Annotated in this window: 15 protein-coding genes; 4 read left to right on the top strand and 11 right to left on the bottom strand. The window is 58.9% G+C overall.

Annotated features, from left to right (window positions below; all coding sequences use genetic code 11):
• Position 1 precedes the first annotated feature (1 nt).
• The 10 genes from ispG to WBG04_RS20965 all read right to left on the bottom strand — a co-directional run bounded on the left by ispG (position 2) and on the right by WBG04_RS20965 (position 10,374).
• Complete coding sequence (ispG, locus tag WBG04_RS21010; RefSeq protein WP_424316691.1) at positions 2–1,807, bottom strand: (E)-4-hydroxy-3-methylbut-2-enyl-diphosphate synthase; 1,806 nt, start codon at positions 1,805–1,807, stop codon at positions 2–4.
• A gap of 284 nt (positions 1,808–2,091) precedes the next feature.
• The gene (atpC, locus tag WBG04_RS21005) at positions 2,092–2,505 is read right to left on the bottom strand and encodes an ATP synthase F1 subunit epsilon (protein WP_424316690.1); all 414 of its coding nucleotides are present in this window, start codon (positions 2,503–2,505) and stop codon (positions 2,092–2,094) included.
• Positions 2,506–2,546: 41 nt separating this feature from the next.
• A complete protein-coding gene (gene atpD / locus WBG04_RS21000; protein WP_424316689.1) occupies positions 2,547–4,010 on the bottom strand; it encodes a F0F1 ATP synthase subunit beta in 1,464 nt (487 codons plus the stop codon).
• A 55-nt stretch (positions 4,011–4,065) separates the two neighbouring features.
• Positions 4,066–4,959: an ATP synthase F1 subunit gamma gene (atpG, locus tag WBG04_RS20995; RefSeq protein ID WP_424316688.1), complete on the bottom strand. Its 894-nt coding sequence runs from the start codon at positions 4,957–4,959 to the stop codon at positions 4,066–4,068.
• 38 nt (positions 4,960–4,997) lie between these two features.
• On the bottom strand, positions 4,998–6,539 hold the full coding sequence (atpA, locus tag WBG04_RS20990; RefSeq protein ID WP_424316687.1) for a F0F1 ATP synthase subunit alpha: 1,542 nt from the start codon (positions 6,537–6,539) through the stop codon (positions 4,998–5,000).
• 38 nt (positions 6,540–6,577) lie between these two features.
• A complete protein-coding gene (locus WBG04_RS20985) occupies positions 6,578–6,970 on the bottom strand; it encodes a F0F1 ATP synthase subunit delta (protein WP_424316686.1) in 393 nt (130 codons plus the stop codon).
• A gap of 23 nt (positions 6,971–6,993) precedes the next feature.
• The gene (locus WBG04_RS20980) at positions 6,994–7,536 is read right to left on the bottom strand and encodes a F0F1 ATP synthase subunit B (protein WP_424316685.1); all 543 of its coding nucleotides are present in this window, start codon (positions 7,534–7,536) and stop codon (positions 6,994–6,996) included.
• A 73-nt stretch (positions 7,537–7,609) separates the two neighbouring features.
• Positions 7,610–7,876: an ATPase gene (locus WBG04_RS20975; protein WP_424316684.1), complete on the bottom strand. Its 267-nt coding sequence runs from the start codon at positions 7,874–7,876 to the stop codon at positions 7,610–7,612.
• 73 nt (positions 7,877–7,949) lie between these two features.
• Positions 7,950–8,810, bottom strand: coding sequence for a F0F1 ATP synthase subunit A (atpB, locus tag WBG04_RS20970; RefSeq protein ID WP_424316683.1), 861 nt, complete (start codon positions 8,808–8,810; stop codon positions 7,950–7,952).
• Between the two features lie 166 nt (positions 8,811–8,976).
• Positions 8,977–10,374 carry a YiiX/YebB-like N1pC/P60 family cysteine hydrolase gene (locus WBG04_RS20965; protein ID WP_424316682.1) on the bottom strand — a complete coding sequence of 466 codons (1,398 nt, stop codon included), beginning with the start codon at positions 10,372–10,374 and terminating at the stop codon, positions 8,977–8,979.
• Between the two features lie 143 nt (positions 10,375–10,517).
• Between WBG04_RS20965 and WBG04_RS20960 the strand changes: the two genes are divergently transcribed.
• Positions 10,518–10,796, top strand: a complete 279-nt coding sequence (locus WBG04_RS20960) for an HU family DNA-binding protein (protein WP_424316681.1) — start codon at positions 10,518–10,520, stop codon at positions 10,794–10,796.
• A gap of 119 nt (positions 10,797–10,915) precedes the next feature.
• Here WBG04_RS20960 and WBG04_RS20955 read toward each other — a convergent pair whose 3' ends face one another.
• Positions 10,916–11,257 carry a TM2 domain-containing protein gene (locus WBG04_RS20955; RefSeq protein ID WP_424316680.1) on the bottom strand — a complete coding sequence of 114 codons (342 nt, stop codon included), beginning with the start codon at positions 11,255–11,257 and terminating at the stop codon, positions 10,916–10,918.
• Between the two features lie 44 nt (positions 11,258–11,301).
• Here WBG04_RS20955 and WBG04_RS20950 point away from each other — a divergent pair, with 44 nt between their 5' ends.
• The 3 genes from WBG04_RS20950 to WBG04_RS20940 are packed head-to-tail and all read left to right on the top strand — an operon-like array spanning position 11,302 to position 14,546.
• Positions 11,302–11,982, top strand: a complete 681-nt coding sequence (locus WBG04_RS20950; RefSeq protein ID WP_424316679.1) for a hypothetical protein — start codon at positions 11,302–11,304, stop codon at positions 11,980–11,982.
• A gap of 16 nt (positions 11,983–11,998) precedes the next feature.
• Complete coding sequence (locus tag WBG04_RS20945) at positions 11,999–13,390, top strand: hypothetical protein (protein WP_424316677.1); 1,392 nt, start codon at positions 11,999–12,001, stop codon at positions 13,388–13,390.
• A 1-nt stretch (position 13,391) separates the two neighbouring features.
• Positions 13,392–14,546, top strand: coding sequence for a hypothetical protein (locus WBG04_RS20940; RefSeq protein WP_424316676.1), 1,155 nt, complete (start codon positions 13,392–13,394; stop codon positions 14,544–14,546).
• Positions 14,547–15,237 lie beyond the last annotated feature (691 nt).

The raw sequence follows: 15,237 nt of genomic DNA, 5'->3' as shown, positions 1-15,237 counted from the left end.
TTCAGATTTCCACAGGTTCGCCCTCCGGAGCATCGATCCACTTGCCGTGCTCACGAATCAGATCAATCAAGCGATCCACGGCCTCATCCTGTGGAATGTTGAACTTCACCGCCTGCTTGCCAACGTAGAGATTGATCTTCCCGGGTGCGCCGCCGACGTAGCCGAAGTCGGCATCCGCCATTTCACCGGGACCATTGACGATGCATCCCATCACCGCGATGCGCACGCCCTTGAGATGGCCGGTCGCTTCCCGGATCTTCTGGGTCGTAGACTGGAGGTTGAACAAAGTCCGCCCACAGCTCGGGCAGGCGACGTAGTCGGTCTTGAAGATGCGGGCCCCCGCTGCCTGAAGAATATTGTACGATAGGCGTAGTGATTGACCGGGTGCCGACTCCCCCTGGACGATGATCGCATCACCGATCCCATCACAGATCAGCGCTCCGATCCGGCGGGCACCGACCAGCAGAACCTCCTGGAAATCAACATCTCCAGTCGCCGGCTCCAAAGTATCCTTGAGCAGGATCGGGTGCCGTGGGTCGATCTGAAAAGCCAGCATCCTGAAAGCCGCAACCAGCGGAAGATCAAGCCCGTCTTTCACCGTAACCAGCTTGGCATCAGCTGATTGATTGATCTCAGAAATGGCGGACTCATCGCGCGGATCGAGCTCGATCACGCCGGACTTCTCCGTCACGATCTCCGGTTTGAAGTCGCCCATCTTCTCGATCTTGTGAGCCACGGCATTCCACTTTTCCTGGGAGGTGAAAACCCGGATCGGCTGATCACCACCGAGCTGGTGACCCATCACCTCGATGACCTCACTACGGCGTCTCTCGTAGCTGAAAGGATCATAGGAAGGAGCAAGCTCCGGAAGCGTAGCTGCCCCGGCCTGCGGCAGACCGCCGCAGCTACGCTGGAACGGCTCCGCCAATGCCCGGGCCACCGGGATTTCATGAATCGCATCTTCTGTTAGAGAAACGCGGATCGTGTCGCCGATGCCGTCACCGAGAAGGGATCCGATGCCAATAGCGCTCTTGATGCGTCCATCCTCGCCGTCACCGGCTTCGGTCACGCCAAGGTGGATCGGGTAATTCCAATCATCGCCTTCCTGGTCGAGCCGGGCGACCAACAGGCGGTAGGCCTCGATCATCACCTTCGGGTTCGAGGCCTTCATCGAGAAGACAAAGTTATGGTAATCGTGCTCGCGGGCGATCCTTGCGAACTCCAAGGCACTTTCGCACATGCCCAGCGGCGTATCGCCGTAGCGGTTCATGATCCGGTCGGAGAGCGAACCATGGTTGGTGCCAATCCTCATCGCGCGACCCAAATCCTTGCACAACCCGACGAGCGGCACGAACTGGTCACGGATCCGTTCGAGTTCCTCGGCGTACTGGTCATCGGTGTACTCGCGGACTTCGAACTTCTTCTTGTCGACGTAGTTGCCCGGATTCACCCGGATCTTTTCGACCCACTTGGCGGCTTCCAGAGCAGCGTCGGGCTTGAAGTGAATATCGGCGACCAAGGGAACGGTACACCCGGCAGCTCGGACCTCGCGGGCTATGTTCTCCAGGTTCGCTGCATAAACTTTCGTCTGAGCCGTAACCCGGACGATCTCACAACCCACCTCGGCGAGTCCGATGATCTCCTTCACGCAAGCCGGAGTATCCCGGGTATCCGACGTGATCATCGATTGGATTCGAATCGGGTTCGACCCACCGATGCCAACATCACCAACCATGACCTCACGAGTCTGGCGTCGTGTATAGGCAAGCAGATCGGGGCAGTATCGCAGCAGCGCGTGGTCGGTCATCTGCCAAGGAGATACACGAAAACTTCGGAACCGGCAACGGCTCCCTACTTCACGGGCGATTCTCATTTCCTTGGAGGAACGACGCCCCCGTAGCTCAAAGGGTGGGTGTGTCCGTCACCATTGAAGTTGTTCAATGAACGGGCGCATCACGGAGAACGTGGAATTGGTTGCCTGCAGATCGCCGGATAGACAAGCCCATCGTCGTGGCACGAGGGCGTGCCACCTCCCATGAAAAAGCCCGCGCTTCCTTTCGGAAACACGGGCTTGAAATGTTCCTGCGAAACTCAGCTTTTGTGGCGGCGCTTCAAGTGAAGCTGGGCCATGGACTTGGCGATGATCGCCTGCAAGTGCGCCACTTCCTCCGCGTCGTCGTCATGGCTGATGCCCTTGAGCTGCTCTTCAGCGCGCTTCATCGCTTCCTCGACCTTAGACTCGTCGATCTGGTCTTCACCCATCGCCATATCGGTGAGGACATTGACCTTTTCCTGAGTCACCTCGGCGAAACCGCTGCCCAAGGCAAGGGTGACAATCTGACCGTCCTTCTCGTAACGCAACTCACCGGGGGCGAGCGCAGTGACAAGCGCGGCGTGGCCATCGAGCACGCCCATTTCACCGTCAGCGCCGGGCAGGTAGACGTTGCCGACCTTGTCCGAGAAGATCTGCTTCTCAGGGGTGACGATTGCGAGGTGGATGGACATGAGAAAAGCTGAAATGCTGAAAATTGAAACGCTGGAGACGATCAATCGCGTGAAACGCTGTCGATGCCGGACTTCATGTAGAAGTTTCCTTCCGGCACGTCGTCCCACTTGCCGTCGAGAATCTCGCCGAAGCCCTTGACGGTGTCTTCCATCGAAACGAGCGCGCCCGGAACGTTGGTGAAGATTTCCGCCACGAAGAAGGGCTGAGTGAGGAAACGCTGCAATTTACGGGCGCGGAACACGCTGAGCTTGTCCTCATCGGAAAGCTCGTCCATGCCGAGAATGGCGATGATGTCCTGAAGGTCCTTGTAGCGCTGAAGCACGAGCTGCACGCCACGGGCGACGCGGTAGTGTTCTTCGCCGACGACTTCCGGAGCAAGCGCTTTGGAAGTCGAGGCAAGCGGATCAACCGCCGGGAAGAGCGCCTGCTCCGCGAGCGAACGCTCAAGCACCACCGTCGCGTCAAGGTGAGCGAAGGTGTTGGCAGGAGCGGGGTCGGTAAGGTCATCCGCAGGAACGTAAACGGCCTGAATGGAAGTAATCGATCCCTTGTTGGTCGAGGTGATCCGCTCCTGAAGGGTCGCCATTTCTTCGGAAAGAGTTGGCTGATAACCCACGGCGGATGGCGTCCGGCCGAGAAGTGCGGACACTTCGGAACCAGCCTGCGAGAAACGGAAAATGTTATCGACGAAGAGAAGCACGTCCTGGCCTTCTTCATCACGGAAGTATTCGGCCATGGTCAGTGCGGAGAGCGCGACGCGAAGACGGGCACCCGGAGGCTCGTTCATCTGGCCGTAACAGAGCGCTACCTTCGAACCTGGAGCGAGGACCGGGTTGCCCTTCTCGTCGAGTTTCGGATGACCCTTCTCGTCCTTTTCAGTAGCGATAACGCCGGACTCGATCATTTCCCAGTAAAGGTCGTTACCTTCACGGGTCCGCTCACCCACACCGGCGAACACGGAGAAACCACCGTGGGCGAGTGCGATGTTGTTGATGAGCTCCATGATGACCACGGTCTTACCCACACCGGCACCACCGAAGAGGCCGCCCTTACCACCCTTCACGAGGGGGCAGATGAGGTCGATGACCTTGATCCCGGTCGGCAGGATTTCCTCACTCGCCGACTGGTCGGTGAGCGATGGAGCGGGACGGTGAATCGGCGAACGAAAACTGTCGTCTTCGAGTGGGACGTTCTCATCCACGAGATCTCCCGTAACATTGAAGATCCGGCCAAGAACCTGCTTGCCGACGGGAACCGCGATCGGCTTGCCGGTATCGGTCAGCAGAAGACCACGCTTGAGGCCGTCCGAAGTCGACATCGACACGGCGCGAACCCAGCCGTCGCCGAGGTGCTGCTGCACTTCGAGCACGAGCTTGGTATCGACACCATTCAGATTGTAGGTGACTTCGAGGGCGTTGTAGATCTCGGGGAGCTTGTCAGCTTTCGAGAAGTCGGCGTCGATCACGGCGCCGATGACCTGGACGATGGTTCCTTGGTTATTCATCGGAGAGAGTTGCTAATGGTCGGTGTTCGGTTTTCAGGTCTTGAAAAAGGGCGGATCATTCCATGGCCTTCATGGCCGTCGTGATTTCGAGGAGCTCGGAGGTAATCGCTGCCTGGCGAAGCTTGTTGTACTCGAGGGTGAGTTCCTTGATGAACTTGTTCGCGTTGTCGGTGGCGGCCTTCATGGCGACCATCCGTGCGGAGTGCTCGGAGGCGCGGCTCTCAACGAGGGTCTGGTAGACCTGGAAGTTGATGTAGAGAGGGAGAAGTGTATCGAGAACATCTTCAGCACTTGGCTCGAAGAGGTAGTCTTTTCCAAGCGCGGCAGCATGGTCGGTTTCCTTGACCTGGTCCTTGCCCACGCCTTCGTATTCCTGCTTTTCGCCGAGATCGGAAGCACTGATCGGAAGAAGGGGAATAATGGTTGGCGTCTGGGTCAGGGTGGTGACGAAGTTGGTGAACGCGATACTAACTTTGTCGTACTTCCCATCGAGGAACAGCTTGGTAAGGAGTTTGGCGATCGGACGGGCTTCGGCGAAGGGAACCGGATCCTTGACTTCAAAGTCGGCGACCATGTTGCGGCCGGCCTTCCCGAGCTGAATCCTAAGTTTTCGCCCTACGGAAATCACGTCCGCATCAGGTTTGTCAGCGCGGACCTTCTTCCCGAGGTTGGTGTTGAGAGCGCCGCAGAGTCCCTTATCGGTGGAGATCACCAGAACCAACTCCCTTGCCCCTTCGCGCTGATCAAGCAGGGGGTGGGCTTCTTCATCCACGTTCTCCTTGAGATTGACGAGGACCTGATTGAGCAGATCGGCGTAGTCGCGACCGGCAAGCGCCTGGTCCTGCGCCTTCTTCATCTTGGCCGCAGCGACAAGCTGCATCGCCCGGGTGATCTGGGCGGTGTTCTTGACCGACTTGATGCGTCGGCGGATGTCGCGGAGGTTGGCCATTGCTTAAAGATGAAAAAGGTCCAAATACTAGAAACGGATTACTTCCAAGTTCCCTTGAAGTCGTTGAGTGCCTGCTTCACGGCGTCGACCATCTCGGTGTTCTTCTTGAGGTCCGGCTTTTCGTTCCGGATCTTGTCGAGCAGCTCGTTCTTGCGGGTTTCGAAGAACTCGCCCATCGCATTCTGACATGCCTTGACCTTGTCGATGGCGACGTCGTCGAAGAATCCGTTCTGCATGGCGAAAAGGTAGATACACTCGAGCTCCATCGAGATCGGCGAGTACTGGTTCTGCTTGAAGAGTTCAACGATGCGCGCACCGCGTTCGAGCTTCTTCTTGGTGCCGGCATCGAGGTCGGAACCGAACTGGGCGAAGGCCTGGAGTTCGCGGAACTGCGCGAGGTCGAGCTTGGTCGTTCCAGCAACGGACTTGATCGTCTTGGTCTGGGCGGCGGATCCCACACGCGAGACCGAAAGACCCACCGAAATCGCCGGGCGGATGCCTTGATAGAAAAGGTCGGTTTCGAGGTAGATCTGACCGTCGGTGATCGAAATCACGTTCGTAGGAATGTAGGCCGAAACGTCACCGGCCTGCGTCTCAATGATCGGAAGAGCGGTCAGCGAACCACCACCGGCTTGCTCGGAGAGACGTGCGGAACGCTCAAGCAGGCGAGAGTGGAGGTAGAAGACGTCACCCGGATAGGCTTCACGTCCGGAGGGGCGCTTCAGAATCAGCGACACCTGGCGGTAGGCCACGGCGTGCTTGGAAAGGTCATCAAAGACGATCAGGCACTCTTCGCCCTGATCCATCAGGTATTCGGCGATGGCGCAACCGGCATAAGGAGCGAGGAACTGCATCGCGGCAGCGTCCGAAGCGGAAGCGGAAACGATGGTCGTGTATTCCATGGCGCCGGCTTCCTCGAGTGTCTTCTCAATACGGGCGACGTTCGAGAGCTTCTGGCCGATGGCGACGTAGATACAGTAGAGTGGCTTGTGGTTCTGAAGCTTGCCCTGCTCGGCGGCCTTGTTCTGCTTGGCCTGGGAAATGATGGTGTCGACGGCGATCGTCGTTTTGCCGGTGGCACGGTCACCAATGATGAGCTCACGCTGACCGCGACCGATCGGAATCATCGCATCGATCGACATGATGCCGGTCTGCACGGGGACCGAAACGGACTTCCGCTTGATGATGCCCGGAGCAATCTTCTCCATCGGATATTGGGCGGCCGCTTCGATGGCACCCTTGCCGTCGATGGGCTCACCGATCGCGTTGACCACGCGACCGAGGACGTTGCGGCCAACGGGGATGGAAAGAAGTTTGCCGGTGGCCTGACACTCGGTGCCTTCGGTCACTTTCGCATAGTCACCGAGAAGCACGACACCGACTTCGCCTTCCTCAAGGTTCATCGCAAGGCCGGTCACTCCGTTCGGGAAGGTGATCATTTCGTTCAGCGCGACGTCGGAAAGGCCTTCGACCTTGGCGACACCGTCACCCACTTCGCGGACGACGCCGACGTTGGTTTTTTCCACCGAGGTGGCGACGTTGGAGATCTCCTTTTCGAGTTCCTGAAGAATGGTGCTCATATCAGTGACGAGTAGTGGTTGATCGGTTGATCGTGGGATTAAAAGGCTTGGGAGAGGCGGTCGAGGCGGCCCTTGACGGAGCCATCGAAGACGTCGTTTCCGACGCGGACCTTGAGTCCGCCGAGAAGAGCGGGATTGACGCGGTATTCGTAAGTCAGGTCGCTGCCATACTTGGAAGCGAGACCCGAGCTGACCCGCTCGCGCGAGGCGGTGTCGAGATCGGTGGCGCTTTCGACGACCACATGGCGGCGCTCGAGTTCGAGGCGCACGAGGCGTTTCAGGGCGGCAAGGATGCCACGGTAGTCGCGCGGCTTGTCAGCGGCGACCTTGCGGATGCACTTGAGAAGATTTGCTTCGTCGAGCTTACCATCCATCTGGCACATCCGGAAAATGCGGCGTGCGGTGGAGTTGGCGACCTTGGTGATCTTCATGACGAAACGGGTGAAATCGGAGATTAACCTTCGACCTTGGCGAGCGCCTCTTGGTTGATGCGGCTCTGATCTTCGGCGGTCAGCACTTTGCCGGTGACCTGGGCGGTGGTGGCGGTGACAAGGCGTCCGAACTCCTGCTTGAGCTCGGCGGCGATCTGGGCCCGTTCGGCTTTCGCGGCGGCTTCTGCCTTGGCGAGGATGCCTTGAGCGGCGGCGACGGCTTCCTTGGCCTTCGCTTCGGAGAGCGATGCTGCGCTCTCCTTGGCTTCCGTGATCAGGCGCAAGGACTCTTCGTTTGCCTTGGCGATGGCAGCCGCTGTCGTTTCTTCCGACTCGGCAAGCTGGCGCTCGATGCGCTTCAGCTTTTCCTCACCCTCGGTAATGCGGTTCTTTCGCTGCTCAAGCATCGTTTGGATCGGACCAAAGGCGAACTTCTTGAGGACGAAGATGACCAAGAAGAAGTTAATGACCTGCGCGATAAACAACGCCGGGTGAAGGCCGAAGGTTTTCGTGATGTTTTCCAAGGTGCCCGGCTCTTGAGCGGCGGCGGCGAGAATGGTCATCATGGCAGGTCAGCGGTTAGGTCAGAGAGAAAGAGAGTTGCCGCACGCGTCAGTGGGACGCGTGCGGCGAAGGGGATCAGTTGAATCCGACAGCGAAGGCCGTCAGAATGAAGATACCTTCGATAAGTGCCGCCAAAATAATGGAGAGCACCAGGATTGGAGTTGCAGCGCCGGGATTGCGGCCGGTGGCTTCAGCAGCCTTCGAACCGAGGATACCGATGCCGATCGCACCACCAATGGCGGCGAATGCGACTGCGAATGCTTTGGTGAAGGTCGCCGCTCCTGCAGCCACTTCAGCGGCGGCAAGGGTCGAGCCGAGCGAGCCGATCATTTCAATAAACATGGTCTTGTTGTTGTTTGGTGTTGTTTTCGGCTGCCCCCACAATCTTTGCCATGGTCAGACAGCGAAATGGTTTTCAGTGATGTTCCTCGTCTCCGTGGTCACAGATCAGTTTGAGGAAAATCGCGCAGAGAAGGGTGAAGACGAGTGCCTGGACGAAGCCGACGAGCAACTCGACAAAATAGAAGGGAAGGGCCGGGAGGAAGGCGAGCTTCTCCGGTGCCAGCATCATCAGCTTCTCGAGCGTCTGCTCACCGCCGTAGATGTTGCCGAAGAGACGGAAGCTAAGGGCCACCGGGCGGATCGCGATCGAGATCAGTTCGAGGACGCCGACGAAAAGGAAGATCGGGACCATCATCGCAAGCATCGGGCCGCTGAAGGTTCCCTTGGGTGCGAAGATGTGGGAGAAGAATCCCTTCACGCCATTCTCGGTAATGGCCCAGTAGAACCAGAGAATCGCGAAGGTAAACGCCATCGCAGCGGTCATGTTAACGTCGGCGTTACCACCACGGAGGAAGGGGATGAATCCAACCTCTTCACCGCCTGCATCCTTGAGCTTCATACCGACCGTGCCGACGCCCGGAAGCAGGCCGAGGTAGTTGGTCACAAGGATGAAGAAAAAGGTGGCGCCGAAGAACCAAAAGGTGCGCTTGATAAGATGCTCGCCGAGGAGACTCTCGAGGAAGTCGTAGAGCGTCTCGACCATCCATTCGGCGAAGTTCTGAATGCCTTGGGGAACGAGCGACATTTTCTTGGTCGCCGCGCGACAGAAAAGAACGATGAGACCCACGGCGATCCATACCGTGACGACTGAGTTCGAGATCGGCAGGAAATCGTGGAGGCGCGGAGCGTGAAGCGGCAACTCACCAACAGCAGATGCGGAAACCAAGCTGGAGAGCCAGGCCAAACAGGTGATGAGGAGCGTACGACCGAACATTCCGTAAACGCTGGGATTCCAGCGCGCGGGGCGTTTATCAGACGAGATTGTAACGGCGCAAGGGCTATTTGTGAAAAGTTTCACAAGCTCGGCAATCCTTTGGTTTTCTTAGATTTAGCAAGCCTGCCTTGAGCCAACCCGAAACCTCATTATTACGCATATCTTCTCATAACCCCGAGCGACTGTTGTGAAGCGCCAGTTCGGCCTTCATCCCCGTCAGAATCCCTCCGGATCCCAGACCACCGGTGGCGATGACTTTAAAGCCCTGCGCAAGGCATTGGTGGATCAGTTCTTCTGCCGGCAAACACATCCGGCCCCCAGCTTCCTTCAGCGAGAAGATCAGCGGCCCGCAGTGATGGTAGGCGCGGTAAACCAGCTCGGTGCAGGCAAGCCGGTCGGAACAGCGGAAGTCGAAGACAAAGTCGTAGAGCTTGCCAGAGTGGCCGATCGCCCTCGTCAGCGCCTCGCGAATTTCCGCGGGCTCCAGCGGCGGGCGCAAAATGAGGAAGGCATCGACCGCCAGGGTGTCCTCCGCCGGCCTCAGACGGACGCCGTCTTTCTTCGATTCAAGGAAGCAAACCGGATCCGCCGCATGGGCTCGATGGGGTGGGGGGAAATCGAGTTCGATCTCAGTGCGGGCCGCCTCGCTCCCCAGATGCAGCGCCGCATGGGGCCAAAATCCCGGAAGAAAAAAATTGCTCACCGCGTCGTCATGGCGGGTCACAAAGATGTCCCCGGGCCTCGCCAGACCGAGCGCCCTTTGCCGCATTTCCACCGTCACCCGTTTCGGCGCGTTCGGCGGCTTGACCCCCGGCTGGCGCAAATCCGCAATCAAGCTTCCCGAGAAACGGAACACCTCAAAAACGGTGTTCTTCCATGCGGAGTGGTGCCGACGCCGGAAGGAAAACAGGCGGTAGCGGAGCCTTTCCCGCCACAACTGACTAAGCCTCAAATCAAGCGCGGCCACCTCTTCATCGATCATCGCAAGAATCTCGGCGAGCTGGGGACTTGATTCGAGCCCCCTGAAATCCTCCCGATGCTTCTGATAGAAGACCACCGCATGCTGAAAATGAAGTTTTCGCGCCGTTTTGGTGCCGGATCGGTAGAGACGGGCGAAGGTTTTTCGCGGGATCCCATGGCAGGAATCGGCCTCATCGAGCTTTTTTCTCAGTATTCTCGAACTCCCCGCCAGCGCGATCCAGTCGCGCGATCCACGGACGAGCTGGCAGGTCGCGGCAAGCGCCACCGCAAAGGCCGGCAAGCGGCGCTGCCACTCGGCATCCCCAACACCCGCCAGCGCTTCCATCGATGCCAGAGTCGTCAGCAGCACGCCACGAGTCGCCAAAAAGCGCGAATATCGCACCCGCACGGCATCATCCTCATCCGGCAGGAAGTAGCCTCTATCTCTTGATTTATCAACAATTCCAGCGATTTCGGCCGGCGCTGCAAGAGCTCCCGAAGTGCTCACGCCCAGCACCACCTTCGCTGCGCGCATGATCCTTGGGTCGGCCGGGTCGAGGACCCGATCGGCGGTCGGGCCAAGAGGCCGAGCTACGGAATCCATGGTGATAAAAGGGGCTTCGAAACAGCTTACTCAGGAGTGGCCCATTAGCTCGAATTTCCCTTTAAGGCAAAGGAATTCCGGGCTTTGGAGCACATTATTTTAACTTGCCAAAAAATCGGTCGGAGCGCATTTAGGTGGTCGCCATGAATAAAGCTGAACTTGTTGAAGCCGTCCAGGGCGCCCTCGGTAAAGACGCTACCAAACGCGCTGCCGAAGACGCACTTTCCGCCGTCCTTGATTCCATCGTTGGGGGCATCAAAGGTCCCGATAAGAAAGTCCAGATCATCGGATTTGGAACTTTCGAGGTGAAGAACCGCGCTGCTCGAATGGGTCGCAACCCAAAGACCGGCGAAGCCATGCAGATCGCCGCCTCCAAGTCGGTGGGCTTCAAGGCTTCTTCAGCGCTCAAGAGCTCGCTGTAAGTCGGAAACCCATTAGGGGCGATCGAAGGGTCGTTCCAAGCGCTTCGCTAATACAAAAACCAAAGGAAGACCCCGTCCGCCATGGCCGGGGTTTTTCGTGCCGGGAAAGTCGCCGACGATCAGAACCAAGGTTTCCTCCCGGTCACATACATGGCGTCGAATTCGGCATCCGTCTTGGTCAGGTAAATGATTCCTTCGATCAGACCGACGATCCCCATGATGCTGGCACCCACCCCGCAGGTGAAGCCGCCGACCAACAGGGTGACGGCCAGCATGATGATTCCCTCGGTTTGATAGCCGAGGTAGAACTTATGAATGCCAAGGCTTCCCAGCAAGATTGCCAGAATTCCCGCAACCAGCTTCTTGTCGGTTTTTTCCTGGGGCGCTGGAGTCTGCGGCGACGGGCTGGGTTCCGTTTCCGAGGGTCCGGGACTTGGTGGTGTGTCAGGTTCAGTGGACATACTCCCGGATATCTACTAAGTCCTGCCGCACCCTGCAAGAAAGCATGAAGCCGATTATCACCATCGCCGAAACCACCTTGCCCGACGGCTCGGTCCTCGCCCTCCAGGAACACGACGGGCGTCGCTTCCTGCTGGCCGACAAGGTCCAGGTCGCCAGCCCGGCCACCCGCATCAGCGAGCATGAGCTGGCACGCATCGCATGCGCCCCCTTTCGCCCGGTCCGCCAGCCCCGCATCTTCATCGCCGGACTGGCACTCGGCGAGTTGCTCGAAGGGCTGGCCACCGCGGTTCCTCAGAAACGCGCCACCTTTTACGTCGGCGAAGCCAGTAAGGATCTCGCCGACTGGCACCGCGAGTTCTACCCCGAGGGAACCTTCGCCACCGACAAACGCGTCTTTCACGTCAATGGCTGCGACATGGGCGCGCTCAAGGCCATCGACTCGCCACTCCACGCGATCCTCGTTCACGCCGACACGGCACCGGTCTTGGCCAAAGGCCGGGGCCTTTTCGAAGATCGCCGCTGGCTGTCCGTCGCCTACGACTCATTGCTGGAAGGAGGGCTGCTTGCCGTTGCTTCTTCCCGCAAAGTGCCCAACATGGACCGCAACCTTGAAAACGCGGGCTTTGAGATCGCGTATCACCAAATTGATGCGAATCCCAACGCCCGACGTCCCAAGATCCATCACCTCTGGCTGGGCCGCAAAGGTGACTATACCTCCCAATAACCCGACCCCGCATCCCATGATCACCCGCCTCGTTCCCCTCCTTCTAACAGCTCCACTCCTCGCCGGAGAAATCACCGTCGAGCCCGGCCCGTTCCGAATTGTCCATCAATTCACCGCCACCGCGATCCCCGCCGAGCCGGCCCTGATTTCCCTGAAGCCCGAAACCTGGAGCGACTTCACCATCGAAACCATCCTCGACCATGGCAGCCAGGTGAAGAAAGGCGACCTGTTGATCCGGTTCGAAAGCGAGGCCTACGAACAGCAACTCGAAGACCTCGGCCGCAGCCTGGCCAGGAAGCAACTCGAACTCGCCACCGCCGAACTCGACTTTGCCAAGCTCAAGGCCGAGACCGAACTCAAGCTCGATGCCGCACGCCGCGCCAAGTCCGAGGCAGACGACGAACTGAAGTATTACCAAGAGATTGCCGAACCTGCCGAACTTGCCGAGCTGGAACAGCGCGTGAAACAGTACCAGTTCCGCCTCGATGCCGAAAAAGAGGAACTCGCACAGCTCAAGCAGATGTACGAGGAGGACGATCTCACCGAGGCCACCGAAGAAATCATTCTCAAGCGTCAGCTCATTTCCATCGAAGCCGCCGAGTTTGAACTCGCCAACGTGATCCGCCGCAACGAGCGCGCCCGGACCGCCGCCATGCCCAGGAAACTCCAGAGCCTCAAAGACGCCGCCCAGAATGCGGCCATCGCGCTCGAAAAAGCCGAAGCCAATCTCCCGCGCGCTCTCGAAACCGCCGCGCTCGATTTGAAAGGCACCCAAGCCACATTCGAGCGCGAGAAAATCGAACTCGAACGCCTCAAACAGGACGGTGCTCTCCTTGAAATCAAAGCCCCTACCGACGGGATCTTCTTCCACGGTTCGCTCGAAGACGGGCAATGGACACTCGGAGATCTCGCCAAAGCGCTCGTGGTCGGCGGGAAAGCCCCCAACCAACGAGTGATCGCCAGCATTGCACCCACCGGCGCCGTGCTTCCTCTCTTCGCCCGCGTCGATCCCGCCATCGCCCGGTCCTTGGCCGCCGACTCCACGGTCGCCGTCACCATCAACGGAAGCGAAAACGTCAAGCTGGTCGGCAAAGTCACCAAGCCAGCAGACGTCCCCGCCACTGATGGCAAATATCCCGTCACTGTTATCGTCGAGTGGCCGGAAGATCTCGCCGTCAGCCCCGCCACCAGCGCCGAGTGCATCGCCGTGCTCTACGAAAAGGAAGAGGCCATCTCCATTCCATCCAAAGCCCTGCAGGCCGCCGCCGACGGCAGCTGGAATGTCGAACTCAAGATGACCGAAGGCAAAACTCAGAGCCGTCCCGTCGAACGGGGTCGCGCCAACGACGACCACATCGAGATCCTCGGCGGCCTGGAAGTCGGCCAAGTCATCGTCGTCCCCGACTAAGATGCATCGCCCCCTCATCGCCATTCTCCTGCTTTCACCGCTCCTCGCCCAAGAGAAGCCCAAGGCGGAGGTGAACCCGGAAACCGTCGCCGCTTCGATCCGAAACGGCGTCGACTTTCTCATCGCCGACCAGAACCCGAACGGCTCATGGGGAGGCCCGACCCGCACCAAGGGACTCAACATCTACGCCCCGATCCCCGGAGCCCACCATGCCTTCCGCGCCGGCGCCTCCGGCCTCGCCCTCTCCGGACTGATCGACAGCAAGGATTCACGCCCGGAAGCCGTCGCCTCCATCGAAAAGGGCGGCGCCTGGATGAAGGAGCACCTGCCCAAGCTCCGGCGCGCCGACCAGACCACCACCTACAACGTCTGGGGCCACGCCTACGGCCTGCGCGCCCTGACCCGTCTCTATCAGCGCGAGACGAATGATGCCGCCAAAGCCGAATGGAAGGCGCTTGCCGAGCAGCAGCTCGAACTACTAGACCGCTACGAGGATCTCAACGGAGGCTGGGGATACCTCGACCTCTTCGACGGACTCACCACCAACAAGCCGAGCGGCATCACCACTTCATTTACGACAGCCACCGTACTTCTCGCGATGTTCGAGGCGCGGGAAGCCATGGGTGTCGAGCTCAACCCGAAGACGATCAAGACCTCGCTCGCCAGCATCGAACGCCAGCGCACCCCGGACTTCGCCTACACCTATTCCCACGACCACCGCATGCACCCCCGCGTGCCGATCAATCGACCCGCCGGATCCCTCGCCCGCAGCCAGGCCTGCAATGCCGCGCTGAGAGTCTTCGGTGAAGAAATCGTGACCGACCAAGTGATCGAAACCTGGGCCGAGCGCTTCATTGACCGCGAAGGCTTCCTCAGCATCGGCCGCAAGCGCCCGGTCCCCCACGAAACGCACTTCGCCATTTCCGGCTACTTCTACTTCTACGGTATCTATTACTTCACCGAGTCGGTGAAACTGCTGCCCAAAGCCCAACAGACCCCCCACGCCGAGAAGCTCGCTGAGGTGATCCTTTTCCGGCAGGAGAAGGACGGCTCCTGGTGGGACTACCCGCTCTACGACTACCATCAACCCTACGGCACCGGCTACTCCCTGATGGCGCTAGCATGGTGCCAGCCACTGATCGACGCTGGAGAGTAGGGACTCAAGCCAGCACAACGGAGCGCGTTCATCCTGAACGCTTCGGCTCATGGACATCCTGTCCACCTACACACGTCCCCTGACACCGCTCCGAGAATCCTCAGGCGGCCCAGCGGGACTTTACCAACCAAACGCCTGCTCCCAAGAGTACAAGGCTCGAAAGCATGAGTGGTAGCCAGGATTTCGAAGGTGCATGATCTGGGATGGCTTTGGCGTGCTCGGTTGATTCCACCAATTTTGAGGAAAGCGGCGTTGATGATCTTGCGACGGGGGCGACTCCGTCGAAGTTGTAGGGTTTAGGGTCGCCCTTGAACCGGAAGGTGCGGGAACCGGCTCTCACATGATCGTACCAAAACTGCCATCGCTTCTGGGGTCTCGCTTTTCGGGTCGGTCCTTCTCGCTTTTGGGGTCGTCTCGCTTTTGGGGTCTCGCTTTTGGGGTCTCGCTTTTGGGGTCGGTCCTTCGCTTTTGGGGTCGGTCCTTGAATTTTCGCTTTTGGGGTCAGTTGCGGTGATGAAATCAACGGCTTTTTTCAGGAAATTTGGGGTTGAGGTTGATGCTGGAGATGGAAGTTCGGATCAAAGGGTTTGCCGGATCTGAGGACGCCGAAGACCAAGTGAAGCAACTTGGTCATGACGGCACCGATGATGACGATCGACTTCTTGCCCTTGGCTCGGAGGCGGTCGGCGAA

Origin of the sequence: Haloferula sp. (genome assembly GCF_049672945.1) — a bacterium.
Taxonomy (GTDB): domain Bacteria; phylum Verrucomicrobiota; class Verrucomicrobiia; order Verrucomicrobiales; family Akkermansiaceae; genus Haloferula.
Note: the sequence above shows the minus strand (reverse complement) of the source record. Positions and strands in the feature narration are given on the sequence as shown.

What these genes read in the sequence shown, in the direction of transcription:
- ispG (WP_424316691.1), bottom strand. Translation starts at nt 1,807, where the DNA reads ATGACCGACCACGCGCTGCTGCGATACTGCCCCGATCTGCTTGCCTAT.
- atpC (WP_424316690.1), bottom strand. Translation starts at nt 2,505, where the DNA reads ATGTCCATCCACCTCGCAATCGTCACCCCTGAGAAGCAGATCTTCTCG.
- atpD (WP_424316689.1), bottom strand. Translation starts at nt 4,010, where the DNA reads ATGAATAACCAAGGAACCATCGTCCAGGTCATCGGCGCCGTGATCGAC.
- atpG (WP_424316688.1), bottom strand. Translation starts at nt 4,959, where the DNA reads ATGGCCAACCTCCGCGACATCCGCCGACGCATCAAGTCGGTCAAGAAC.
- atpA (WP_424316687.1), bottom strand. Translation starts at nt 6,539, where the DNA reads ATGAGCACCATTCTTCAGGAACTCGAAAAGGAGATCTCCAACGTCGCC.
- WBG04_RS20985 (WP_424316686.1), bottom strand. Translation starts at nt 6,970, where the DNA reads ATGAAGATCACCAAGGTCGCCAACTCCACCGCACGCCGCATTTTCCGG.
- WBG04_RS20980 (WP_424316685.1), bottom strand. Translation starts at nt 7,536, where the DNA reads ATGATGACCATTCTCGCCGCCGCCGCTCAAGAGCCGGGCACCTTGGAA.
- WBG04_RS20975 (WP_424316684.1), bottom strand. Translation starts at nt 7,876, where the DNA reads ATGTTTATTGAAATGATCGGCTCGCTCGGCTCGACCCTTGCCGCCGCT.
- atpB (WP_424316683.1), bottom strand. Translation starts at nt 8,810, where the DNA reads ATGTTCGGTCGTACGCTCCTCATCACCTGTTTGGCCTGGCTCTCCAGC.
- WBG04_RS20965 (WP_424316682.1), bottom strand. Translation starts at nt 10,374, where the DNA reads ATGGATTCCGTAGCTCGGCCTCTTGGCCCGACCGCCGATCGGGTCCTC.
- WBG04_RS20960 (WP_424316681.1), top strand. Translation starts at nt 10,518, where the DNA reads ATGAATAAAGCTGAACTTGTTGAAGCCGTCCAGGGCGCCCTCGGTAAA.
- WBG04_RS20955 (WP_424316680.1), bottom strand. Translation starts at nt 11,257, where the DNA reads ATGTCCACTGAACCTGACACACCACCAAGTCCCGGACCCTCGGAAACG.
- WBG04_RS20950 (WP_424316679.1), top strand. Translation starts at nt 11,302, where the DNA reads ATGAAGCCGATTATCACCATCGCCGAAACCACCTTGCCCGACGGCTCG.
- WBG04_RS20945 (WP_424316677.1), top strand. Translation starts at nt 11,999, where the DNA reads ATGATCACCCGCCTCGTTCCCCTCCTTCTAACAGCTCCACTCCTCGCC.
- WBG04_RS20940 (WP_424316676.1), top strand. Translation starts at nt 13,392, where the DNA reads ATGCATCGCCCCCTCATCGCCATTCTCCTGCTTTCACCGCTCCTCGCC.